The sequence below is a fragment of the Vogesella lacus genome (assembly GCF_979366295.1).
Window position 1 is genome coordinate 41,938 of the sequence record NZ_CEETQT010000014.1, and the last position, 23,476, is coordinate 65,413.

The 23,476-nt window shown below is 60.2% G+C and carries 24 protein-coding genes; 20 read left to right on the forward strand and 4 right to left on the reverse strand.

The genetic code is table 11. The features are described 5' to 3' along the window. Positions 1 to 3: 3 nt before the first annotated feature. From ACZ9W6_RS16420 to ACZ9W6_RS16465, 10 genes are all read left to right on the forward strand, one after another. Positions 4 to 453 carry a hypothetical protein gene (locus ACZ9W6_RS16420; protein ID WP_465192258.1) on the forward strand — a complete coding sequence of 150 codons (450 nt, stop codon included), beginning with the start codon at positions 4 to 6 and terminating at the stop codon, positions 451 to 453. Further along, a complete protein-coding gene (locus ACZ9W6_RS16425; RefSeq protein ID WP_465192259.1) occupies positions 437 to 949 on the forward strand; it encodes a ClbS/DfsB family four-helix bundle protein in 513 nt (170 codons plus the stop codon). Before ACZ9W6_RS16420 ends, ACZ9W6_RS16425 begins: the two co-directional genes overlap by 17 nt. A 1-nt stretch (position 950) precedes the next feature. Then, positions 951 to 2,192, forward strand: a complete 1,242-nt coding sequence (locus tag ACZ9W6_RS16430) for a glycosyltransferase family 4 protein (protein WP_465192260.1) — start codon at positions 951 to 953, stop codon at positions 2,190 to 2,192. A gap of 30 nt (positions 2,193 to 2,222) precedes the next feature. After that, the gene (locus ACZ9W6_RS16435; protein ID WP_465192261.1) at positions 2,223 to 3,260 is read left to right on the forward strand and encodes an acyltransferase family protein; all 1,038 of its coding nucleotides are present in this window, start codon (positions 2,223 to 2,225) and stop codon (positions 3,258 to 3,260) included. Between the two features lie 579 nt (positions 3,261 to 3,839). Then, the gene (locus ACZ9W6_RS16440) at positions 3,840 to 4,616 is read left to right on the forward strand and encodes an alpha/beta fold hydrolase (protein ID WP_465192262.1); all 777 of its coding nucleotides are present in this window, start codon (positions 3,840 to 3,842) and stop codon (positions 4,614 to 4,616) included. A 69-nt stretch (positions 4,617 to 4,685) separates the two neighbouring features. Further along, positions 4,686 to 5,849: a DegT/DnrJ/EryC1/StrS family aminotransferase gene (locus tag ACZ9W6_RS16445; protein WP_465192263.1), complete on the forward strand. Its 1,164-nt coding sequence runs from the start codon at positions 4,686 to 4,688 to the stop codon at positions 5,847 to 5,849. Then, positions 5,849 to 6,514 carry a sugar transferase gene (locus ACZ9W6_RS16450; RefSeq protein WP_465192264.1) on the forward strand — a complete coding sequence of 222 codons (666 nt, stop codon included), beginning with the start codon at positions 5,849 to 5,851 and terminating at the stop codon, positions 6,512 to 6,514. The genes ACZ9W6_RS16445 and ACZ9W6_RS16450 overlap by 1 nt, the downstream gene beginning before the upstream one ends. Before the next feature lie 32 nt (positions 6,515 to 6,546). Beyond that, entirely contained in the window at positions 6,547 to 8,427 is a 1,881-nt protein-coding gene (locus ACZ9W6_RS16455) for a polysaccharide biosynthesis protein (RefSeq protein ID WP_465192265.1), read from the forward strand. 273 nt (positions 8,428 to 8,700) lie between these two features. Beyond that, positions 8,701 to 10,020, forward strand: a complete 1,320-nt coding sequence (locus ACZ9W6_RS16460; RefSeq protein ID WP_465192266.1) for a dicarboxylate/amino acid:cation symporter — start codon at positions 8,701 to 8,703, stop codon at positions 10,018 to 10,020. Positions 10,021 to 10,105: 85 nt separating this feature from the next. Next, positions 10,106 to 11,011, forward strand: coding sequence for a LysR family transcriptional regulator (locus ACZ9W6_RS16465; protein WP_465192267.1), 906 nt, complete (start codon positions 10,106 to 10,108; stop codon positions 11,009 to 11,011). Between the two features lie 2 nt (positions 11,012 to 11,013). Here ACZ9W6_RS16465 and ACZ9W6_RS16470 read toward each other — a convergent pair whose 3' ends face one another. After that, positions 11,014 to 11,787, reverse strand: coding sequence for a substrate-binding periplasmic protein (locus ACZ9W6_RS16470; protein WP_465192268.1), 774 nt, complete (start codon positions 11,785 to 11,787; stop codon positions 11,014 to 11,016). A 337-nt stretch (positions 11,788 to 12,124) separates the two neighbouring features. Here ACZ9W6_RS16470 and aspA point away from each other — a divergent pair, with 337 nt between their 5' ends. The 8 genes from aspA (at position 12,125) to ACZ9W6_RS16510 (ending at position 18,619) form a co-directional block, all read left to right on the forward strand. Beyond that, complete coding sequence (gene aspA, locus ACZ9W6_RS16475; RefSeq protein ID WP_465192269.1) at positions 12,125 to 13,534, forward strand: aspartate ammonia-lyase; 1,410 nt, start codon at positions 12,125 to 12,127, stop codon at positions 13,532 to 13,534. Positions 13,535 to 13,750: 216 nt separating this feature from the next. Then, positions 13,751 to 13,996, forward strand: coding sequence for a DUF2164 domain-containing protein (locus tag ACZ9W6_RS16480; protein ID WP_465192270.1), 246 nt, complete (start codon positions 13,751 to 13,753; stop codon positions 13,994 to 13,996). Between the two features lie 169 nt (positions 13,997 to 14,165). Then, positions 14,166 to 14,879: a hypothetical protein gene (locus ACZ9W6_RS16485; protein ID WP_465192271.1), complete on the forward strand. Its 714-nt coding sequence runs from the start codon at positions 14,166 to 14,168 to the stop codon at positions 14,877 to 14,879. Next, the gene (locus ACZ9W6_RS16490) at positions 14,872 to 15,594 is read left to right on the forward strand and encodes an SDR family NAD(P)-dependent oxidoreductase (RefSeq protein ID WP_465192272.1); all 723 of its coding nucleotides are present in this window, start codon (positions 14,872 to 14,874) and stop codon (positions 15,592 to 15,594) included. The genes ACZ9W6_RS16485 and ACZ9W6_RS16490 overlap by 8 nt, the downstream gene beginning before the upstream one ends. A gap of 3 nt (positions 15,595 to 15,597) precedes the next feature. Beyond that, the gene (locus ACZ9W6_RS16495; protein ID WP_465192273.1) at positions 15,598 to 16,188 is read left to right on the forward strand and encodes a hypothetical protein; all 591 of its coding nucleotides are present in this window, start codon (positions 15,598 to 15,600) and stop codon (positions 16,186 to 16,188) included. Next, complete coding sequence (locus tag ACZ9W6_RS16500) at positions 16,185 to 17,141, forward strand: helix-turn-helix transcriptional regulator (RefSeq protein WP_465192274.1); 957 nt, start codon at positions 16,185 to 16,187, stop codon at positions 17,139 to 17,141. Before ACZ9W6_RS16495 ends, ACZ9W6_RS16500 begins: the two co-directional genes overlap by 4 nt. A 306-nt stretch (positions 17,142 to 17,447) precedes the next feature. After that, entirely contained in the window at positions 17,448 to 17,783 is a 336-nt protein-coding gene (locus ACZ9W6_RS16505; RefSeq protein WP_465192275.1) for a PadR family transcriptional regulator, read from the forward strand. Next, positions 17,780 to 18,619 (forward strand): DUF1700 domain-containing protein, encoded by an 840-nt coding sequence (locus ACZ9W6_RS16510; protein ID WP_465192276.1) that lies wholly within the window; start codon positions 17,780 to 17,782, stop codon positions 18,617 to 18,619. The genes ACZ9W6_RS16505 and ACZ9W6_RS16510 overlap by 4 nt, the downstream gene beginning before the upstream one ends. Positions 18,620 to 18,742: 123 nt before the next feature. Here ACZ9W6_RS16510 and ACZ9W6_RS16515 read toward each other — a convergent pair whose 3' ends face one another. Both ACZ9W6_RS16515 and ubiD read right to left on the reverse strand, forming a co-directional pair. Continuing rightward, the gene (locus ACZ9W6_RS16515) at positions 18,743 to 19,093 is read right to left on the reverse strand and encodes a 50S ribosome-binding protein YggL (RefSeq protein ID WP_465192277.1); all 351 of its coding nucleotides are present in this window, start codon (positions 19,091 to 19,093) and stop codon (positions 18,743 to 18,745) included. Positions 19,094 to 19,180: 87 nt separating this feature from the next. Next, positions 19,181 to 20,656 (reverse strand): 4-hydroxy-3-polyprenylbenzoate decarboxylase, encoded by a 1,476-nt coding sequence (ubiD, locus tag ACZ9W6_RS16520; protein ID WP_465192279.1) that lies wholly within the window; start codon positions 20,654 to 20,656, stop codon positions 19,181 to 19,183. Positions 20,657 to 20,804: 148 nt separating this feature from the next. On the opposite strand from ubiD, the gene ACZ9W6_RS16525 reads away from it, so the two are divergent. Together ACZ9W6_RS16525 and ACZ9W6_RS16530 are read left to right on the forward strand one after the other, a co-directional pair. Continuing rightward, positions 20,805 to 21,398: an OmpW/AlkL family protein gene (locus ACZ9W6_RS16525; protein WP_465192280.1), complete on the forward strand. Its 594-nt coding sequence runs from the start codon at positions 20,805 to 20,807 to the stop codon at positions 21,396 to 21,398. Between the two features lie 128 nt (positions 21,399 to 21,526). Then, a complete protein-coding gene (locus ACZ9W6_RS16530; protein ID WP_465192282.1) occupies positions 21,527 to 22,594 on the forward strand; it encodes a VanZ family protein in 1,068 nt (355 codons plus the stop codon). Here ACZ9W6_RS16530 and ACZ9W6_RS16535 read toward each other — a convergent pair. Further along, on the reverse strand, positions 22,588 to 23,235 hold the full coding sequence (locus tag ACZ9W6_RS16535) for a pyrimidine 5'-nucleotidase (RefSeq protein ID WP_465192284.1): 648 nt from the start codon (positions 23,233 to 23,235) through the stop codon (positions 22,588 to 22,590). The genes ACZ9W6_RS16530 and ACZ9W6_RS16535 overlap by 7 nt on opposite strands. Positions 23,236 to 23,476: the final 241 nt, after the last annotated feature.

Genomic DNA, 23,476 nt, shown 5'->3' on the forward strand with positions numbered 1-23,476 from the left:
CCCATGAACTGGCGCGGTCTGCCACAACAATTTGTCCTGATTACCCTGCTGCTGGGCCTTGGCTTTGTTGCCTTGCGCTGGGCGGTCAACGATATCGAACCCAGCCCGCTGAACGTGCTGCGCCACTTGCTGGTGGCGGCGGTTTACGCGGTGTGGCATGTGCTGCGCCAGCAGTGGTTCGAGCGCATGCGTGCCAACGAATACAGCGGCTGGCTGACCGTTGCCGCCGCCGGTCGTCCGCGCTTTTTCCTGCAGCATGGCCTTGCCCGCAATACCTTGATGCTGGCCATCGTGCTGCCGGGCCTCGACTGGGCGTACAGCGGCGTGCTGCCACCGGCCGAGAAAGTCGTCGCCGAATTCATGCTGTTTGTGGTGCTGGGCCTGTTCTTCGCCCATCGCGACTGGCAGCGTTTGTCTTATGAAAGCCGGACGACTGATGGCAGTTCCCGCTGACAAGACGGCGTTATTAGCCGCTATCGACAGCGAGTACGACAAGCTGTGTGCCGAGCTGGCCGATATTGCACCTGCCGATAGCCAGCGTGTCGAACTGCCCGGTCACGCGGCGGGCACACAGATGAGCGTGTGCAATCTGCTGGCGTATCTGGTGGGCTGGGGCGAGCTGGTGCTTAAATGGCACGCCCGCAAGCAGGCCGGCCTTTCGGTGGATTTCCCCGACACTGGCTACCGCTGGAACCAGCTTGGCGCGCTGGCGCAGAAATTCTATGCCGACTACGCCACTGCCGATTTTGCCAGCCTGCAGACACAGCTGGCCGACGTGGTTAGCCGCATCCGTCAGCTGATCGAAAGTTACGATGATGCCGCCCTTTATGGCCAGCCTTGGTACGACAAATGGCCACTGGGGCGCATGATCCAGTTCAATACATCTTCACCCTATAGCAATGCCCGCAAGCGATTGCGGCAATGGAAAAAGTCCCTGCGCGGTGCATAACATGAACATTCTCTACATCAATCACTACGCAGGCAGCCCGCGCCACGGCATGGAGTTTCGCCCTTATTACCTGGCGCGCGAATGGGTAAAGGCCGGCCATCAGGTGCATATCGTGGCGGCCGATTACTCGCACCTGCGCCAGCATAATCCGACCTTGGCCGCAAACTACGCCGACGAAGACATCGACGGCATCCGCTACACCTGGTGCAAGACGCCGCGCTATGAGGGCAATGGCGTGAAGCGGGTGATCAATATCTTCCGCTTCCTGTCGCGCGTGCTCGGTCTCAGCAAACGTTATATGAAAGAGTGGCGGCCGGACGTGGTGATTGCCTCGTCCACCTATCCACTGGATACCGTGGTCGCGTCCTTCATCGCCGGTAAGACCGGAGCCAAACTGGTGTACGAAGTGCATGATCTGTGGCCGCTGACGCCGGTCGAAGTCGGCGGCATGTCGGCCAAGCACCCGTTTATCCGCCTGCTGCAATGGGCCGAGGACTTTGGCTACAGCAAGGCCGATACCGTGGTGTCGATGCTGCCTTGCGCCAAGGACTACATGATGGCGCACGGCATGGCTGCCGAAAAATACGTGGTGATCCCGAACGGCGTGGATGTGGCCGAATGGCAGGGCGACAAGCTGCCGCTGCCGGATACTCACCGCGAAACCTTGGCGGCACTGAAAGCACAAAAGCGTTTCATCCTCGGCTATGCCGGTGGACATGGCCTGGCTAATGCGCTGGACTTCCTGCTATCTGCAGCCAAGCTTGTCCAGCAAAATGCCGGGCTGGCCGACAAGCTGCAGGTGGTGCTGGTGGGCGATGGCCCGGACAAGGCGGCGCTGCAGTCGCAGGCGGCCGAGCTTGGCCTCGCCAACGTCAGCTTCCTGCCATCCATTGCCAAGCGTGCGGTGCCGGCTTTTCTGGCCGAGTGCGACGCGTTGTATATCGGCTGGCGCAAGCTGCCTATCTACCGTTTCGGCATCAACCCGAACAAGATGTTCGATTACATGATGGCGGGCAAGCCGGTGGTGCATTCGGTGGAAGCGGGCAACGATATGGTGGCCGATGCGGCTTGCGGCATCAGTGTCGGCGCGGAAGACCCGGCGGCGATTGCCGACGCGATTGCCCGCATGATGGCGCTGACGCCAAACGAGCGCGGCCGCATGGGCGCGGCGGGCAAGGCTTATGTTTTGGCCAAGCACGATTACCGCGTGCTGGCGAAACGCTTTTTGCAGGGCCTGCGTTAAGCAGGCTGCGGCCAACCTTGAGTGCCAGACATGAGCCAAGCCCACATCCGTTTTGATTTTGCCGATGGCCTGCGCGGCGTGGCCATGCTGGCGGTGGTGATCTTTCATTTCACCCAGACCTTCTGGCAGCGGCGCGACCGCATCGCCGAAGTCATGCAGCTGCCGGCGATTGGCGGCTACGAGGGCGAGTCCTTCGTGTTGCCATTCAATCTGGGCGCGGTGGGCGTGGGGCTGTTCTTGCTGATTTCCGGCCTGCTGATTCCGCTATCGCTCACCCGCATGGGCGCGCTGCGCTTTGCCGTATCGCGCATCTTCCGTATCTACCCGACGTATCTGGCGGGTCTGGCGGTGACGGTGGCGGCGTTATGGTTGGCCGCGCAACTGCCCGGTGGCGCATTTGCGGTGAGCACGCGCGATGTGATCGGCCACGCCAGCATTGCGTTTCAGGATTGGCTGGGCGGCAAAAATATTGACCCGGTGATGTGGACGCTGAAAGTCGAGCTGTGGTTTTACGCCATGCTGGGCACCGCCTTTGCGCTGAGCGGCCGCCGCATCAAATGGGCGATCTGGCTGCTGCTGCCGCTGATTATCTGGCTGTGCCGCTTTGCGCCGGTCAACAGTTTCCAGACCATTGTCTGTTACTTCCCGCTGATGTTTGCCGGCTGCTGGCTGTATTTCCGTCACACCGCTCAGGCTGGCCGTGTCGAAACGGCGCTGGTGTTCAGCCTGATGCTGGGCCTGTTCGTGTGGCTGACCGGCTGGAACAGTGTCGAGCTGTACTCCAGCTACGGCCTTGGTGTGGCGCTGTTTTTGCTGGGCGCACGTTGGCCGCAGCTGGTGGCGCTGCCGCTGTTTAGCCGCGTCGCCAGTGTCAGCTATGCCTGGTATGTGTGCCACTCGGTGGCCGGTTACGCCATCCTGTTTGCACTGGCACAATACGGCCTGCCGTGGTGGCTGATGGTGGCGGTGGCCATCGTGGTGACGTGGTTTGTCGCGCTGGCGATCAACCGTTTTGTCGAGTTGCCGACGCAGCAGATCGGCAAGCGGCTGGCGGATAAGTTGAAGTGATGCGGTCAAGGTTGGCGTGGCTTGATGGTTGTGATGTGACAGGTAGCTTGGGCTGAATGGAATGAAGCCCAACGTTCACAGCGTTATTTGAATGTGGGCATGGTGCGCGGTAAAGGTTGGCCGCATCGTTGCCGATCGCGTAGCCCGGATAAGCCGCAGGCGCATCCGGGGTTTTGTTTGATGTGCCGCTTTCCGCGCGGCGGCGGCTCACTTTCTTTTGCTTCGCCAAAAGAAAGTAAGCAAAGAAAAGGCGACCCGAAGCCGCGAGAATTCCCGGCCAAGCCCGCCCGCAGCAAGGCGCCGCCAAACTCGCTGCGCTCGGACAAACGGCGGCTTTTTCCCTTGCTGCGAACGGTTTGTCCGGCTCGCGTCTGACGGGGCGGGGCGCGTTGTTGATGTTGCGGCCAGCGTTGGCGTGGCTTGATGGTGGTGATGAGACGGGGGTAGGTTGGGCTGAATGAAATGAAGCCCAACGTTCACCGGGTTATTTGAGTATGTGAATGGTGCGCGGTAAACGTTGGGCGCGCAGGCTTAGCCCAACCTACGGGCTACGGGCTACGTGGCTGGTAAAGAGAGACCATGAAAGAATTTCAACTGACAGGCAGTGGCGTAAAGCTGCGTTTTCATGACTTTGCTGGTGATAAGCCGGCCATCGTGTTCATACATGGCCTGGGTTGTGCCGGATCGCTGGTTTATCCAGCAGTAGCAATGCAGCCGGTCTTGCAGGGTTACCGCCGCATCGTTATTGATCTGCCGGGCTTTGGTTATAGCGATCATGCCGATCTCGCGAGTTACACCCTGGCTAATCAGGTCGATGCCTTGTACCGCTTGCTCACCTCGCTGGATATTCAACAATTGCATTTGTTCGGCCATAGCATGGGCGGCGCTATTGCGGTGATGCTGGCCGCAAGGCTGCAAGACAAGATATTGAGCCTGACGCTGGCAGAGGCCAATCTGGATGTGGGTGGCGGATTTTTCAGCAAGCGCATTGCCGCACAGACAGTGGATGACTATGTGTCTACAGGGCATGCCGAGATGATTCGTGCCGCTACGGATGCCGGTGCGCCTAGTTGGGCAGCCAGCATGCGCGTTGCAGATCCGTTGGCGGTTTACGCTGGTGCCTGTGATCTGGTGGCAGGAAGTACACCAAGCTGGCGCGAGCAGTTGTCCGGCTTTGGCTTTCCGCGCAGCTTCCTGTTCGGCGAGTACTCCTTGCCGGATGAAGACGTGAGGATATTGCCGCAGCACGGCATTCGCATCGGTGTGGTCAAGGCCGCCGGTCATAATATGGCGATCAATAACCCGATCGGATTGGCCGACGAAATTGCGGCGGCGGTTGCCGTCGTATCAGGATAAAGGCCAAGGTTGGCCGCAATCAGACGTGACCGGTAGCGTGTGCTGCTGGTCGAAATGGAAAAAAGTGAAATGACCCAACAAAAATTCCTCCCCTTCGCCCTGCCTGACATCGGCGAAGAAGAAATCAATGAAGTCGTCGATGCGCTGCGTTCCGGCTGGGTGACGACCGGCCCGAAGACCAAGCAATTCGAAGCCGATTTTGCCGCGTTTATCGGTGATGGCGTCGAGGCGATTGCGGTGAATTCCGCCACATCCGGCCTGCATTTGGCGCTGGAGGCGCTTGGCATCGGTGCGGGTGACGAGGTGATTGTGCCGAGTTACACCTTTACCGCCACCGCCGAGGTGGTGCGTTATCTGGGTGCGCATCCGGTGGTGGTCGATGTCGATGCGGTGACTTTCAACATCCGTCCCGAGGCGATTCGCGCCGCGATTACGCCGAAGACCAAGGCCATCATGCCCGTGCATTTTGCCGGCCTCGCTTGCGAGATGGACGAGATCATCGCCATTGCGCGTGAGCATGGTTTGAAGATTGTCGAAGACGCCGCCCACGCGATGCCGACTTACTACAAGGGCAAGCTGATCGGTACGCTGGATACCGACGTGACGGTGTTCAGCTTCTACGCCAACAAGACCATGACCACCGGCGAGGGCGGCATGGTGGTGTCGAAGAACAAGGACATCATCGCGCGCTGCAAGATCATGCGCCTGCACGGCATCAGCCGCGATGCGTTTGACCGCTACACCTCGAAGACGCCAGCCTGGTTTTACGAAGTGGTCGCGCCGGGCTTCAAGTACAACATGCCGGACACCGCGGCGGCGATGGGCATTCACCAGTTGAAAAAGATCAATGCCTTCCTGCAAAAGCGCGAAACCTTGGCCGCACGCTTTGATGCGGAGCTGGCCGATTTGCCGCTGATCTTGCCGGCGCGTCCGGTGCACGAGGGCAGCAACCACGCCTGGCATCTGTATCCGGTACGGCTGAAGCCGGAAGCCGGTATCAGCCGTGATGATTTCATCGTGGCGATGGCAGAGCGCGGCATTGGCTGCTCGGTGCATTTCATTCCGCTGCATCGCCAGCCGGTGTGGCGCGACGGTTATGAACTCAAGCGCGAGGACTTTCCGGTGTCGGATGCGGCGTTCGAGGCCGAAGTCACGCTGCCGCTGTACACACGCATGAGCGACGATGACCAGAGCCGCGTGATTGCGGCGGTGCGCGAGATTCTGGGCAAGTGATGGATCAGCAAGATAACAAGCAAGTCCCCGACACGCTGCGGCCAACCTTGGCTGTGACTCACGGCTCGCCGCTGCTCAAGCGATTATTCGACCTTGCGGCGGTGCTGGCCGGCCTGTGGCTGATCTGGCCGCTGCTGCTGGCGATTGCGCTGTGGATCAAGCTGGATTCGCCGGGGCCGGTGTTTTTCCGCCAGGTGCGGGTTGGCCGTGGCGGGCAGCTGTTCCGCATTCACAAGTTCCGCACCATGAAGATGAATGCCGAAGCCGCAGGCCAGCTGACCGTGGGCGCAGACAGCCGCGTCACGCGGGCAGGGCGCATCTTGCGCAAGACCAAGCTGGACGAATTGCCGCAGCTGCTGGATGTGCTGTTTGGCGATATGAGCCTGGTCGGCCCGCGCCCCGAGGTGCCGAAATATGTCGCGCACTATCCGGATGCTGTGCGCGAGATCGTGCTGTCGGTACGCCCCGGTATTACCGACTGGGCGTCGATCCGCATGATCGACGAGAACGAGATTCTCGGCCGTGCGGCCAACCCTGAAGAGATGTATATCCGGACAATCTTGCCGCAGAAACTGGATTATTACGTGCAATATGCGCGCAGTTATTCGCTGCTGGGGGATGTGCAGATCATTCTGGCGACGCTGCTCAAGATCGTGTCGCGCTGAATATTGATTTCGTGGCCATATTAAGGTTTCACATGCTGGAAAAACTGCTTTCCTTCTCCCGCCATCACAAGATGGCTTTGCTGATGCTGCTCGATGCGCTGCTGCTGCCGCTGGCGATGTGGTGCGCGGTATTCCTGCGCCTCGGTGGCAGCTGGGATGCCAAGCTCGATCCTTACTGGTGGATCTTCGTGATTCCGGCGCTGTGGGTGATTCCGCTGTTCATCAAGCTGGGTCTGTATCGCGCGGTGCTGAAGTTTCTCGATGACCGCATCGTCTACACCGTGTTCACCGGCGTGAGCCTGGCCACGCTGGTGTTGATGGCGATCTTGCTGATGGCCGGCATCAATGCTTTCCCGCGCACCTCCATCGTGATTTTCTGGGTGTTCGCGATGGCCTATATCGGCGGCAGCCGCTTCTTGTTGCGTGGCCTCGTGCGCCGGATCGACGCGATAGATGCGCCGCGCCGGCCGGTGATCATCTACGGTGCGGGGCAGGCGGGTTTGCAGCTGATGGCGGCCTTGCAGGCGGGGCGCGACTACCGGCCGATGGCTTTTGTCGATGATAACCCGCAGCTGTGGGGCCGCACCTTCCGCGGGCTGATGGTGCACGACCCGGCCACCTTGGCCGCACTGGTGGAAGACACCGAGGCCGAGGTGATTCTGCTGGCGATGCCGTCGGTGGCAGCCGGTCGCCAACGGCAGATTCTGGAGCAGCTGGAGCCTTTGCACATCGCCATCCAGCGCCTGCCGGGCATGGCTGATCTGGTATCGGGCGAGGTGCGGGTGGACGAGCTGCGTCAGGTGGAGATCGACGATCTGCTCGGGCGCGATCCGGTACCGCCGCAAGAGGCGCTGCTTGCGGCCAACATCAAGGGCAAGGTGGTGATGGTGACCGGTGCGGGTGGCTCGATCGGCTCCGAGCTGTGTCGCCAGATCGTGCGCCAACGCCCGAGCCGCATCGTGTTGTTCGAGCTGACCGAGTTTGCGCTGTATGCGATTGACCAGGAACTGGCCAAGCTCGCGCCCGGCGTGCCGCGGGTGCCGCTCTTGGGCAGCGTGGCCGATTTGCCGCGGCTGACGGCCATCATGCAAACCTTTGCCGTCGAGACCGTGTACCACGCGGCGGCTTACAAGCATGTGCCGCTGGTGGAGCACAATCCGGTGGCCGGCATTCTCAACAATGCCTTTGGCACCGACACTTGCGCCCGTGCGGCGGAGGCTGCCGGTGTGGCGACTTTCGTGCTGATTTCGACTGACAAGGCGGTGCGGCCAACCAATGTGATGGGCGCGACCAAGCGGCTGGCCGAGCTGACCTTGCAGGCACGGCATGCGGCCGGCAGTCACACCCGTTTCGTGATGGTGCGTTTTGGCAATGTGCTGGGCAGCTCTGGCTCGGTGGTGCCGCTGTTCCGCCAGCAGATTGCCAGCGGCGGGCCGGTGACGCTCACCCACACCGACATCACCCGTTACTTCATGACTATTCCCGAGGCGGCGCAGCTGGTGATCCAGGCCGGCGCGATGGGCGAGGGCGGCGATGTGTTTGTGCTGGATATGGGCGAGCCGGTGAAGATCATCGATCTGGCACGACGCATGATTCACCTATCCGGCCTGACCGTGCGCGATGCGGCCAACCCGCTGGGGGATATCGAGATTCGCTGCACCGGCCTGCGCCCCGGCGAAAAGCTGTATGAGGAGCTGCTGATCGGCGACAACGTGTTGCCGACCAATCACCCGCGCATCATGCGGGCGCAGGAGTATCACCTGCCACAGCCCACGCTGGCCGCGCATCTGGCCGAGCTGCGCAGTGCCTGTGATGCGCTGGATGCGCCGCGTGCTTTCAGCGAGCTGCAGGCCGTGGTGCACGAGTTTCAGGCGGCCGAGGCAACGGCGGACTGGCTGGTGCAGGCGCGCTGAATTATCGGGCTGTATAGCGAAAAGCGTCCGGATTTCCGGACGCTTTTTTCATGGCTGCACGGATTGCCGATCAGTGGCGATGTTGGCCGCAGGCGGCCGGGCAGGTCATGCTTTTGGCAAGTGTCTGTATTGACAGTGGTTTCTGCATTGTTGATATGTGAATTTGTATATTGGCACGGCTTTTGCTAATTTATTGCCCCTCGCAAGCGGCAAAGACCGCACGAGCCCGACTACAAAGGAGGATTTCACCGTGCAATACAGGGAAACCTCTCTATGAAAATAAATAAACTGACCGCGATGATCCTGCTGGCCATGCTGCTGGGTGTCATTGTCGGATTTGGCTACCGTGAGATGGCGAGCGGCCCCGAGGCAATCAAGACGTTTGCCGATCAGCTCTCCATCCTGACTGATATCTTCCTGCGCCTGATCAAGATGATCATCGCGCCGCTGGTGTTCGCCACCCTGGTGGTGGGCATTGCCCGCATGGGCGACTCGGCCACTGTTGGCCGCGTCGGCATGAAGGCGATGGCGTGGTTCCTGACCGCCTCGCTGGTGTCGCTGCTGCTGGGCCTGGTCATGGTCAACATGCTGCAGCCGGGCGTGGGCCTGGGCCTGCCGATTCCGGAGGTGACCGCCAGCTCGGGCATCGAGAAGGGCGCGCTGACGCTGAAGGACTTCATCAGCCACCTGATTCCGAAGAGCATTTTCGAAGCCATGGCCAAGAACGAGATTCTGGCCATCGTGGTGTTCTCGCTGTTCTTCGGTAGTGCCGCTGCCGCGATTGGCGACAAGGCCAAGGGCCTGATCGACGCGATGGACGCCGTGGCGCACATCATGCTGAAAGTCACCGGCTATGTGATGAACTTTGCTCCGTTTGCCGTGTTTGCCGCGATTGCCGGCATGGTGGCGAAAGAGGGTCTGGGCATTCTGTCGACCTACGGCAGCTTCATGGCGCAGTTCTATCTGTCGCTGGGCCTGTTGTGGATTGCGCTCTTGGCGATGGGTTCGCTGTTCCTCGGCCGTCGCGTGCTCGAGCTGTTGGCCGCGATTCGCGAGCCGGCGCTGTTGGCTTTCTCGACCGCGAGTTCCGAAGCCGCCTATCCGAAGACACTGGACCGCCTGAAGCGTTTCGGTTGTAACGACCGTATCGCCAGCTTCGTGCTGCCTATGGGTTATTCGTTCAATCTGGATGGCTCGATGATGTATTGCACCTTCGCGACCATCTTCATTGCCCAGGCTTACGGCATCGACCTGACGCTGTCGCAGGAAATCACCATGCTGCTGATCCTGATGGTGACCTCCAAGGGCATGGCCGGTGTACCGCGTGCTTCGCTGGTGGTGATTGCCGCGACGCTGGCGCAGTTCAATATTCCGGAAGCCGGCCTGCTGCTGTTGCTGGGCGTGGATCACTTCCTGGATATGGGCCGCTCGGCAACCAATGTACTGGGCAATGCGATTGCCTCTTGCGTGGTAGCCAAGAGCGAGAAGCAACTGGGTGCTGCCCAGCCGCAGCTGGACGAGGACGACGATATCGATCCCGAGCCACGCCGCGAAGACGTGCCGCACGGCATTGCGGTCAGCCAGCAGGCTTGATCGACAGAGCAAAACCGCCCCTTACCGGGCGGTTTTTTCTTGTGGCTTGCGTTAGCATGCGCCATCAAACTTGCCGGGGGCTGTGATGGATACGCGTTGGCTGGAAGACTTTCTGGTATTGGCCGAAACCGGCAGTTTTACCCGTTCGGCCGAGCTGCGGCATCTGACGCAGCCGGCGTTCTCGCGCCGTATCAAGGCATTGGAGACTTGGCTGGGAGCGGATCTGATCGACCGTACCACCTGGCCGACGCGGCTGACGCCGGCTGGCGAGATGCTGCGCGACAAGGCCAGATTGCTGGTGGGCGAGTTGTCGGCCACCCGCAACCAGTTGCGCGGCCTGCAAGCCGGCAAGGAGCAGCTGACACTGGCCATGCCGCATACCCTGTCTTTCGGTTTCGTGCCCGGCTGGCTGGCGCGCGAGCAGCCGGCGCTGGCCGGCATCAGCTGGCAGCTGCTGACCCATAATGTGCACGATGCCGTGCTGGCGCTGACCGAAGGCCAGGCCGATCTGCTGCTGTGTTACCACCATCCGCGCCATCCGGTCGAGCTGCCACCAGGCCGTTATGCCGGCCTCTTGCTGGGTGAGGAGGTGTTCCGCCCCTATAGCGTGGTGGACGGGGGCCGGCCGCGCTGGTGTCTGCCGGGCGATGCCGCCGCGCCTTTGCCCTTTATTGCCTATGGGGCCAATGCCTATCTGCGCCGCATGGTCGAGCTGATCCTGCAGCGGGCACCGGCAGCCTGTGCGCTGCAGGAGTGTTTCGAAACCGATATGGCCGAGGTGCAAAAGGCGCTGGTACTGGAAGGGCATGGACTCGCGTTTCTGCCGCAGAGTACCGTGCAGCGCGAGCTGGCCAGCGGCCAGTTGCTGGCGGCCGGCGGCGAGGAGTGGTCCTTGGCTATGGAGATCCGGCTGTATCGCGATCTGCGTCACGAGCAGGCCTTGCTCGATGACTGGTGGCGCAGTCTGGCGACGCGTTATCCGGCGATCTGAACTCAGTTGGGCAGCTTGGCGGTTGTATCCAACTGATAGGTCTGTTGCAGTGCCTGCCAGCGGCCATTGGCCTTGAGCTTGTCGAGACAGCGGCGCAGCTGCTCGATAAAACGCGGGTCGCTGTTCTTGCTGGCCACCAGCCACAGGGGCTGGCTGAGTTCGGCAATGCGGAAGGCCGGCTCGAAGGCGGCCAGCGGGATGTCCTGCTCTTTCATGCGCAGGCGATAGCTGATGGAGGGCTGGGCCAGGAGGTCGATGCGGCCCAGTTGCAGCTTGCGAAAGTTGAGGTCGTTCTGCGCGACGAGGTCCAGCGTATTGTTGTCGCCGCTGCTGCCGACGCCGCGCTGTTTCAGCCACTCGTGAAAGTTGGAGCCATCCTGTACGCCGATGCGCAGGCCGCGGCCGATCAGGCTGTCGGCGGCAAGGCCGGGCAGTTTCTGCTCTTTGCGCTTGTACACCCAGATATTGTAGGGCGCGACTTCTTCAATCCAGATGAACTGGCTTTCACGCTCCGGCGTGCGCGCCACACTCAGCACCAGGGTATTGGGTTCGCGCACTGCCTCGGACAGTGCACGTTTGAGCGGCATGAACTGTACCGGACCGCTGGCGACGGCCATCTTGCCACCGGTTTCTCGCAGTGCCTCCAGTACATAGTCGTGGGCAAAGCCGGCACCCTGGCCATCGCTGGATTCATACTGCAGCGGCGGAAAAGCCTGCGCGAGGATCTGCACCGGAATAGCCCCTGCCATGGCCGCTGACTGCAGCAGCCAGATCATGCCGCCAGCCAGAAATGACTTTGTCCGTGTGAGTGTGGGCATGCTGGAGCCTGCGAGGGAGTTCTTAAATGGATAATAAATGCTTCCATAAGTTTCTGCTTATGAATACTGCATGAGGCTGGTGCCGAAGTGTGCACAGTCAAGCAATAGATATAGCGTGCAAGTTGGCCGCATGGTTTGATTTTTGGCAGCTGATCGGCAGAAAAGCCCTGATTGCAAACAGCAAATTCAAGGTCATGCATTTTTTGCATGAGGCAATCGGCAATCGGAATTGGCGGTAAAGGCAGGCGCGGGGCTACAGTGCACAGCACAACACCTGTCCCCATAAAAAGACACCATGAACACCCGTACCGAACACGATCTGCTGGGCGACCGCGAGGTCCCTGCCGCTGCCTACTGGGGCGTGCATACCCTGCGCGCCATCGAGAATTTTCCGATTACCGGCCAGACCATTGCCAGCTACAGCGAGCTGATTGCCGCGCTGGCGGTGATCAAGCAGGCCGCGGCCGAAGCCAACCACCAGCTGGGCCTGCTGTCTGACCAGCACAAGAACGCCATCGTGGCGGCCTGCGAGGAAATCCGCGCCGGCAAGCTGCACGAGCAGTTTGTGGTGGACGTGATTCAGGGCGGGGCCGGTACCTCGACCAATATGAATGCCAACGAGGTGATCGCCAACCGTGCGCTGGAGATCCTTGGCCACGGCAAAGGCGAGTACCAGCATCTGCACCCGAACGAACACGTCAATATGGGCCAGAGCACCAATGATGTGTACCCGACTGCGCTGCGACTGGCCACCTACTGGGGCGTGCAGCGCCTGCTGACGGCGATGGCCGCATTGCGTGGCTCGTTTGCCACCAAGTCTGACGAATTTGCCGACGTGCTGAAGATGGGCCGCACCCAGCTGCAGGACGCCGTGCCGATGACGCTGGGTCAGGAGTTCCGCACCTACGCCGTGATGCTGGGCGAGGACGAGCAGCGCCTGCGCGAAGCCAGCGCCCTGATGCTGGAAATCAATCTCGGTGCCACCGCTATCGGCACCGGCATTACCGCCCACCCTGACTACACGCCGCTGGTGTGCCAGAGGTTGGCCGCATTGACAGGCCTTGCGCTGGAAACCGCACCTGATCTGGTCGAGGCGACTCAGGATTGTGGTGCCTTCGTGCAGCTGTCCGGCGTGCTCAAGCGCGTGGCGGTGAAGCTGTCCAAGAGCTGCAATGACTTGCGCCTGCTGTCGTCCGGCCCGCGTGCCGGTTTTGGCGAGATCAATCTGCCGCCGCGGCAGGCCGGTTCGTCCATCATGCCGGGCAAGGTCAATCCGGTGATTCCGGAAGTGGTGACCCAGGTGGCTTACGAAGTGATCGGCAACGATCTGACCGTCACCATGGCGGCCGAAGCCGGTCAGCTGCAGCTGAATGCCTTCGAGCCGGTGATAGCCTACAGCCTGTTCCGCAGCGTCAACCATCTGGCGCGCGCCTGCGACACCCTGCGGCTGAATTGCGTGGATGGCATTACCGCCAACAAGGATTTCCTGCTGGAATCGGTACACCGTTCGGTAGGCCTGGTCACCGCGCTGAATCCCTACATCGGCTACGCCGCCGCAACGGCGGTAGCGATGGAAGCCCACCAGAGCGGTGGCAGCGTCTACGACATCGTGTTGCGCCGTGGCCTGCTGAGCCGCGAACAGCTGGATGCCGTGCTGCAACCGGCGGCGCTGACCAGCCCGCGCTGGATCGAGCTGCCTGCCTGACCTGACACTTGAACAAGGCCTGCCTAAGGCAGGCCAGACGGATCAGGCCCCGCGCTGTTGCAGACTGTGGAGAGGTGTAGCAGCGGGGGCGCTGAGCCTCACTCGCATGCCCGTCATGCCAGACCGCCCTTGTGGCGGTCTTTTGTTTTTGTGCGGACGGCTTGCCAGCGGCGGCAGCTGCGGCGACACTCGCTTCTTTTTTTGCCGGGCCTCGCCATGAAGCATCAGGATGTCTTTCTCGACCAGTCGCAACTGAATGCACTGGCCCCCGAACTGCAACAGTATCTGGCGGCCGAGCACGATGCCGAGCTGGGCGGGCTGGAAGCGCAGGCGCTGCTGCTGCATATCGCCAGCCGCATCGGCCCGCTGATTTACAACCGTGCGCTGGCCGATGCCGGCAATGCGCTGGAGTCGCGCATGGCGACGCTGCAGGAAGCGCTGTGGGAGCTGGAGCGCAGCTGAGCGCACCGCTTTTGCCAAAAGCAGGAAAGGTTGGCCGCAAGCCGGTGCTTGGCGGCCATTTTTCTGTCTGCGCTTTGTCGCACCGGCCGGGCTGAAATCTGGCGCGAATATTCAATCGTTTCTGCACGGAGGCGGCTATTTTTTGCTCATCACCACCCGGAGCAAAATCATGAAGCCATCCACCTCACTCTTGCTGGCCGATGTGCATGCCAGCGTACATGACCGGCGACACCATGCCGGCCGTGCCATTTTCGACTACCGCCTGCAGATCAGCCAAAGTGGCGAGCAGCAGTTTCAGGCCAGTCGCCACTGGCAGGGCGTGGCAGGTGCGCCGCCTGTCGCGCTGGAGCAGCTGGCGTGGTCGGCCGCTGCCGGCCTGCAGCAAGCCAGTTACGAACAGCCGCACCTGCAGGAAAGTGCGAGCTTACAGCTGCAGGCTGGTGCGGCGCACACGCGGTTGCGCAGCCATCGCACCGGCTACCGCGAGCAGGAACGCCTGCTGGCGCTGCCGCGGCCACCCGTCACCTTGCTGAGTGCGTTGTTTGAAATCGCCAGACACTGGCCCGCCTTGCGCGCGGGCAAGCCCTTGCAGCTTGCCTATGCCGTGCTGAAAGTGCAGGCACAAACCGGCGTGACCCTGCGCCTGCAACAGCAGGGCGGCCACAGCGTAGTGCAGCTGATGCCGGACAACTGGTTCCGGCGGCTGCTGTTTGGTGCCACCGTGTTTCATTTTGCCGGCGACAAGCCGCTGCTGACGGCGATTGACGGCTTGCTCGAGCCGCGCGATCTGAATCGTCGCGGCAAATACATCGAGTATCTGGGGCGGGTGGATTTTGCTGCGCCGCTGGACCTGACTTTTGTGCGCGAGGTGACCCATGGCTAAGACAGTACTGATTACCGGCGGCAGCCGCGGCATCGGCCGCGAACTGGTGGCCCTGTGCCTGGCGCAGCAATATAAGGTGATTGCCACTGCCAGCAGCGAACAAAGCGTGGCCGCCGCGCGCGAGCAATATCCAGCGGCCAACTGGCAGGTCTGCGATATGCGCAGCGCCGACAGCATCGCGCAATTCGCGCGGAAGCTGGCCGGCCAGCCGCTGGATGTGGTGATTCATAATGCCGGCGTGCAGCAGGCGCGTGATCTGTTTTGCGTGGGCGATGAGGCGATCAGCGTCGAAGAAGAAACCATGGTCAATTTCACCGCGCCGGTGATCCTGACGCGCTTGCTGTTCGGCAATGTATTGCAGGCTGCCGGCACCTGGGTATTTGTCAGCTCGGGTCTGGCGATTGCGCCCAAGCAAAGCTCGCCGGTTTACTGCGCCAACAAGGCGGGTTTGCGCGCGTTTTGCAAATCCTTCAATGGCCAGGTGCAGAAGCACTCGGCCAGCATCAAGGTTTGCGAGGCGATTCTGCCGCTGGTGGATACCGAAATGACGCACGGTCGCGGCAGCGGCAAGATCAGCGCGGCGCAGGCAGCGGCTGAAATCTGGCGCGGTGCACTCAAGGGGCGGCGCGAGATTCATGTCGGCAAGATGCGGCTGGTGATGCGCTTGCGAGCATTGCTGCCGAATCTGGTCGAAAACATCATGTTGAAGGCCTGAAACATGAGCCTGCTGACGCGGCTGCTTGGCCGCTCCCGCAACTGGATTGCGCAGCATGGCCAGCGGCGGCGGGCGATACCGCTGCTGGCCCTGCTCTCGGCAGCCGATTATTTTGTGCCGGCGATGCCGACCCAGATCAGCTTTGCGATGCTGGTGTATCTGCAGGCCGGGCGCAGGCTGTGGCTGGTGCTGGCCTTTGCGCTGGCATCGGTGCTCGGTGCGGCGATGTTGGCCGCAAGCTTGTGGTATGCCGCCAGCCAGTTGCAGCCCTTGGTGCCGGCGTTGAATCTGGCCGGACAAGACTTCTGGCTGGTCTGGCAAGGGCGGCTGCGCGAGCATGGCGGCTGGGTCTTGCTGTTGCTGTCGATGTTGCCGCTGTCGCCGCGCAGTCTGGTGATCACGGCGCTGCTGGCCGGCTTGTCGGCACCGCTGGTTTTTGGCAGTGTGTTTGTCGGCAAGCTGTGCTGGTTTTCTCTGCTGCTGTGGCTGCTGTTGCATGCACCGCGCTGGTTGCAGCACCTGCCCTGGCTTGGGCCTTATGTGGCCACTTTGGACAAAACCGCTATTCGGCACACAGGAGTGAATACACCGTGAAACAAGGCTTGTCTGCAGCTGGGGCATCCCATGCCTTTGCCAGCCGCACCATGCTCAATATCCTGCGGGCGGGCCTGGCGGCAATGAATGGCCAGACGGCAGGCGGGGCCGAGGCGCATTTTGCCGAGCACATCCCCTTGCAGCTCAAGCAGGATTTTGTCCGGCAGGTGGCGGCGCAGTACGGCCTGCCGGCCTTGTTGCGGCTGGGCGCGGCGGTCGGGCAGTTTGCCGACACCCCGTGCGGTCATGCCTTGCTGGATGGCAGCAGTGCGACTTCTCTGCTGCAAAAATGGCAAAGACTGGAGCGCTATATCCACAGCCATCACTACATCGCCTGGCAGGCAGTGGAAGGTGGTGTGTCGCTGTCTCACCTTTCGCGTGGCGAGCAGCCGCCTTCGCTGGAGGAAGATCTGGTGGTGCTGGGTGTGCTGTGCGCCTTGTTGCAGCATCTGCTGGGCACACCGGTGGCCTTGTATGCCGAGGCCGGTGGCGAGTGCCTCGCGCAATGGCCATCTGGCGAGTTGACCAACAGCCTGCTGACGCAGCGCGAGCGCTGGCTGATTCGCTGGGATGCGGGTGCGGTTTCAAGCGCCGGGCCTGACCACGCGCGCCAGCTGTCGGCGAGTGCGCAGGGCGACATCGTTGGCCGCACCCTGCAGGCCATCAGTGCACAAGCTTGGCTGACGGTGAGTCTGGATCAGGTTGCGCGTTCGCTGGCGATGTCCGGCCGCTCCTTGCAGCGCAGCCTGCAGCAACGCGGCCAACGTTTCAGCCATTTGCTGCAGCAGGCGAGAGTGGCCGAGGCCAGCCGCTTGTTGATGCAGGCCCAACCTTGCATCGCCGAAATCGGCTTTGTCTGTGGCTTTGCCGATCAGGCACATTTTTCCCGCGTGTTTCGCCAGCAAACCGGCTTGTCGCCGGGGCAGTATGCCGCCTTCCGCGCGGTAGTTTGAGCTGCTGACGAGTCAGGCGCTATCAGCACAGACAAGCTTGGACGTAAGGCATTGCGGCCAAGCTTTTGTCATTTCTGCCACAGTGCTTTGCAGAGATTGGCAGTATTTTGCCAGCTATCTTGTAATACACAGTAGTGATGGACTACAGTGCAATCACTTTCTGCGCAGTCATTCATCTTGGTTCCTTGCATTGCAAGGTAGTGATGGGCAGCGATCAGACAGAAAAGAACAGGAGTCAATCATGGCAAATCGGTTTGAATGGCGAGGCATAGGTGGTGATGGCCAGCCAAGGACAGGAGTGGGCAGATGAAAACCCAGCTACGCAAAGGCACCATGGAAATGTGCGTGCTGGCGGTGCTCGCCCAGCATGACAGCTATGTCTACGAGATTGTCAGCACCTTGTCGCGCAGCATGGATATCAGCGAGGGGACGATCTATCCGTTGATGCGCCGCCTGCAGAGTGATGACTGGGTAGAGACCTATCTGCAGGAATCCAGCAGCGGCCCGGCGCGCAAGTATTACCGGCTGACGGTTGCCGGCCATGCCGCGCTGGCGCAAATGAAGCGCGAATGGCAGGGCTTTGTCGACGAGATCAATGATGTATTGGGCGTAACACTGCCCGGCAAGGGAGAAACAGCATGAAACGCGAGGAATATCTGCAAAGGTTGGCCGCGGCACTGGGCAAGTTGTCCGCGACAGAGCGCGAGGAAATCCTCGCGGATTATCAGGCGTATTTTACCGATGCCATGGCCGATGGTCGCAGTGAGGAAGACATCTGCAAGGGGCTGGGCGAGCCGGAGCGGCTGGCGCGCGAGCTGACCGCCGAGCGCAAGCTGGCACAGTGGGAGGCCGAGAAAACCCCGGCCAATATGAAGCAGGCCTTGGGCGCATTGGCCGGCCTTGGCGTGATCAATGTATTGCTGGCCTTCCCGTATCTGTGGCTGCTGACGACGGTTGCTTCGCTATGGTTGGCCGCAATGGCGGTGTTGCTGGCCGGGGTGATCTTTAGCGGTGGCTGGCTCAGCCACAGCCTCACTGGCTGGCCGGATGTGAATGGCTGGATCGTCAATGACAGTGGTGTCGGACCGTGGCTGATCGCCCGCAGCGATGACAGCAAACCGCCGCATCTTGAGGTGCGTGGCGAACATGGCGAGTGGGTGAGTATCCGCCCCGGTGCCGGTCGTGAATCGGTACATATCGAAGCTGGCGATGGCGAGGAGCGATTTCAGCTTGAACGCGATGCCAGCGGTAATATCAGCAAGCTGCGGGTGCAAGGCCGCGACGGCGAGGTGGTGCTGGATAGCCTGCCGGCAGTCGGCAAAGGTTCGGTTCTGGCGGTAGGGCTGGTGATGCTGCTGCTGGGTGGTCTGGGCAGCTGGGCGGGCTGGAAGGCGCTGAAGTGGTTGTGGCAGGGGGCCGGGCGCTGGTTGCGCTGGCAGCAAAAAGTGCTGGCGCGCGAAGGGGTGGTCTTGCCCTGAGGCTGGGCAGGCTTGGCGGCCAACGTTTGTCAGGCGGAGCAATAACAGCCATGCACAAAACAAAACCCCCGCGCTGCGGGGGTTTTGTCATGCAGGCTTGCCATCAGGCAAGTCGCGCGCGGTTTACCAGGCGCTGTTCCATACATCCAGCAGTTCGCTGAAGTCGGCTTCGGCCACTTCGGCGCGGGCAGCCAGCCACTGTTGCAGCTTCTGGCGCAGTTCGTTGTCAACTTTCACGCCGTTAACCGGGAACACGATGCCATCCAGCTGGCCGTCGCTGAAGTGACCGCCAAAGCTCACGCCGTGCTGGTCAACGATATCCAGCCATGCGTCCAGCAGGGCATCGGATTCTACGCCGTCTTTCAGGGTGGCTACCACGGTGAAGCCCAGCTCCTGGAATTCGCCGACACGCAGTTTTTTGCGCTGGCGTGGGGACAGGCGCTTCAGGCGATTACGGGAATTGGCGTTTTTCATGCTTGATACTCCATCAGATTTGAACAACAAGGCCGCGATGATAACGCGGCCAAGGTTGCACGGGGATTTATTTATGGAAAGCGTCGCTTACAAGCCCAGTTCCTGCCACAGACTGTCGACTCGACTGCGCGTGGCCTGATCCATCACGATAGGGGTGCCCCATTCGCGGCTGGTCTCGCCCGGCAGCTTGTTGGTGGCATCCAGCCCCATCTTGCCGCCGAGGCCCGATATCGGGCTGGCAAAGTCGAGATAGTCGATAGGCGTGTGTTCGATCAGCGTGGTATCACGTACCGGGTCCATGCGGGTGGTAATTGCCCAGATCACCTCTTTCCAGTCGCGGGTATTCACGTCGTCATCCACCACTACGATGAACTTGGTGTACATGAACTGGCGCAGGAAGCTCCAGCAACCCATCATCACGCGCTTGGCATGACCGGGATACTGCTTCTTGATGCTGATTACCGCCATGCGGTAGCTGCAGCCTTCCGGCGGCAGATAGAAATCGACGATCTCCGGAAACTGCTTTTGCAGGATGGGCACAAATACCTCGTTCAGCGCCACGCCGAGCACGGCCGGCTCATCCGGCGGTTTGCCGGTGTAGGTGCTGTGGTAGATCGGGTTCTCGCGCATGGTGATGCGGTCGATGGTGAACACCGGAAAGCTGTCCTGCTCGTTGTAGTAACCGGTGTGGTCGCCATACGGGCCTTCCATCGCCATATCATTCGGGTGGATATGACCTTCCAGCACGATTTCGCTGCTGGCCGGCACCTGCAAGTCTGAGCCGATGCACTTCACCAGCTCGGTGCGACTGCCGCGCAGCAGGCCGGCAAACTGGTATTCGGACAACGTATCCGGCACCGGCGTCACCGCGCCGAGGATGGTCGCCGGGTCGCAGCCCAGCACCACGGCTACGGGGTAGGGTTTGTCAGGGTTGGCCGCACGGAATTCGCGGTAGTCGAGCGCACCGCCACGATGCGCGAGCCAGCGCATGATCACGCGGTTGCGGCCAACTACTTGCTGACGATAGATGCCGAGGTTCTGGCGCTTCTTGTGCGGGCCTCGGGTCACGGTCAGGCCCCAGGTAATCAGCGGCGCGACATCGCCCGGCCAGCAGTGCTGGATAGGCAGGCGCGACAGATCGACTTCGTCGCCTTCCCACACGATTTCCTGACAGCGCGCCTTGCTGACTTCTTTCGGCGCCATCGACAGCACCTGCTTGAGTAGCGGCAGCTTGTCCCAGGCATCCTTCAGCCCCTTGGGCGGCTCCGGCTCTTTCAGGTAGGCGAGGGTCTTGCCGATCTCGCGTAATTCCATCACGTCGGCCGCGCCCATGCCCATTGCCACGCGCTTGGGCGTGCCGAACAGATTGGCCAGTACCGGGATATCGAAACGCTTGTCGCCCAGCTGCGGATTTTCAAACAGCAAGGCCGGGCCGCCGGCTTTCAGCACGCGGTCGCCGATTTCGGTCATTTCGAGATGCGGCGACACCGGCGTGGCAATACGCTTCAGTTCGCCCTGTTTTTCGAGTTGGGACATGAAGTCCCGCAAGTCTTGATATTTCATGTCTCTTTCATGATCTAGCGCAAATAGCCACCCTGCCATCAGGGCTAAGCTTGGCAGCACAGAAATACAGAAGCCATCAGATAACGATGGTTCCGTGAAAATCATTGCGAATTATCAATTTTTCGCAGAACTTGTCTGGAGTTAAAGCATGAAGAAGATTGCTGTTGCTGCCGTACTCGCTGCCATGTCCGCTGGTGCCTTCGCTGCTCAAGGCGATATCATCGCACGTTTGCGCATCACTGACGTAAATCCACAGACAACCGTAGACAGCACCCTGAAGGCGCTGTCTGTTGATGTGAAGAACGACACTATTCCAGAGTTGGACTTCACCTACATGATCACCAACAATATTGGTGCCGAGCTGATTCTGGGTACATCCAAGCATGATCTGACTGCTGGTGGCGCAACCATCGGTTCCGTGCGCGTACTGCCACCGACCCTGACTCTGCAATACCACCTGAATCCGGAAGGTTCTTTCCGTCCTTACGTGGGTGCCGGTATCAACTACACCCGCTTCTACAGCTTCAAGGACAACTCCGGTCTGGGTCTGGGCATCAAGAAGAACAGCTTCGGTCCAGCTCTGCAGGTGGGCGTAGACTTCCCGCTGACCAAAGACGTATTCCTGAACCTGGACGTCAAGAAAATCTGGATCAAGACCAAGGTAAATGCTGGTGGTACTCCGGTTGGTACCCTGGACATCGATCCGCTGGTAACCAGCGTTGGTCTGGGCATGAAGTTCTAAGCCTCGCCAAGACTGTGTTGCGAAAAAGGGCGCCGATGGCGCCCTTTTTCATGCTGCAGTAAACTCGCCTGATATTTTCAGGCAAGATCATGCCTCTCTCATAACTTTGTCGATCTTCGTGTAATCCGATGCCAGCTAATCACCGCTCTCTTGTCTCCGCGCATGCGGTGCTGGCTAATCTCGGCTTGATCGTCTTTCTGAGTTTTTATCCATTTAATAGTTGGGTTAATAGCGGTGTGCCGCTATTCGAGTTCCTGAGCTATCCGCTGCCTTTTTACAATCGTCCTTTCGACAATCTGGTCAATACGCTGATCTATCTGCCGTATGGCTTTGCCCTGGCCAAGATGGGGCAGGCTGGATTTGCAGGCTATCTGCGAGCTGTGTTGCTGGTGGCGCTTACCAGTGTGCTGGTTGAAACGGGCCAGCAGTTCACCTTGACCCGCGTGGCTTCCAATCTGGATGTGATCTGTAATGTTGCCGGTGGCGCATTGGGCGCATTGCTGGCGCTTCATCCTTGGGCGGGCAGTTTATGGTTCCGGTTGATGCGTTTGCGTTACCGTTATCTGCAAGAAGACAGCAGCAGCGAGTACGCTGCTCTGCTGATGGGGGTCTGGTTCATGACCGAGCTGAATCCCGCAATTCCGCTGTTCGGCCTCGTGGTGCTGCCGCAAGGCTTGCCGCAGCCTTATATCTCACCATTGCCGGATGCCAGTCTGTTTCTGGCAATGGTCGAGGGTGGTAGTGCGATGCTGAATCTGGCGGGCAGCTTGCTGTTTGTCACCAGCTTTCTCAGTCGACGCCAATATCAGCTGCGGGCGATCATGCTGATATTGGGTTTGGCGCTGCTGCTGAAAATGTTGATCGCGGGTGTTGTGCTGAAACCGGCGGAGTTTTTTCAGTGGATCAATCTGAATGTTGCAGTTGGCCTGGTGCTGGGTTTGTTGCTGGTGTGGCTGGTAACGCGCGGCCAACGTCTGGCGCAAACAGTAATGGCATTGCTGTGTATCGTACTGTCTCAGGTGGCTGTTTCGTACTGGCCGCTGTCTGGCATGCAGGCTGATGTGATGTCATTGTTCAGGTGGCAGTACGGCCACCTGCATAATATGAGTGCCATGGTCGATTTGCTTGCCGACTTGTGGCCGGTGGCTGCGGTCTACTGTCTCTTGCTGTCCTTGTACCGTCAGTTACGCTATTGATTGTTGCTGGTGGCAAGTCTTGCCAGCTCGCCTATATCTCTTATGCGGTAATCAACCCAGTCCGGCTTGACAGGCTTGTTGTGTAGCCACACCGTTTTCATACCGAGTTGCTTCGCCGTTTTCAAATTGTCCGCGCTATCTTCAATCATGATGCAGTTGCCGGCGCTAATGCGGGCCTGCCTGAGTACGCTTTTAAAGGCGCGTACATTCGGCTTGGCTTTGGGCAAGTGCTCGAAGGCAAAAATACCGTCTGTCTGATTGCGTAGCCCCAGATGACTGACGATGGCCTCTACATAATGGCGAGGGCCGTTGGAGAAAATCCACTTTCGCCCGGGCAGCCTCCTGAAGAGTGCGGGTAGTCGCGGGTCGCACTGAATAAGTGGCAGCAGTACGTCCAGATCGTGAGTGTCCCGAAGGAAGTGTGAAGAGTTGATTGCATGGTGACGCTGCAGGCCTGTCAGCGTTGCGCCGTAGCGTTGCCAGTAATCAATCCGCAGTGCGCTGGCTTCGTGCTCTGCAAGTGACAGGTGTTGCATGATGTAGCGAGTCATCTGCTCCGAAATCATCGGAAAGATTACGCGGTCAGCGTGGTGAAGCGTTTCGTCCAGGTCGAATAGCCAGTGCGTCGTTTGCTGCGTCATTTTTCTTCAGTCTTTTGTAAAAATCATATCCATATATTTCAGCAACTTATGTTGGTTAAGGCAATAATTTTCAGGTGGCAGTCAAAAAACCTGTTGACGCTGCTAGGTGGGCTAGGTATAGTTCGCCTCCTCAGCTGACGACGCAAACGAAACAAGCAGTCAGCACCGCTCTTTAACAGACCAAATAACCGATAGGTGTAAGTATCTGGCGAAGCCAAATACTTGCACTGCAAGAGAAAGT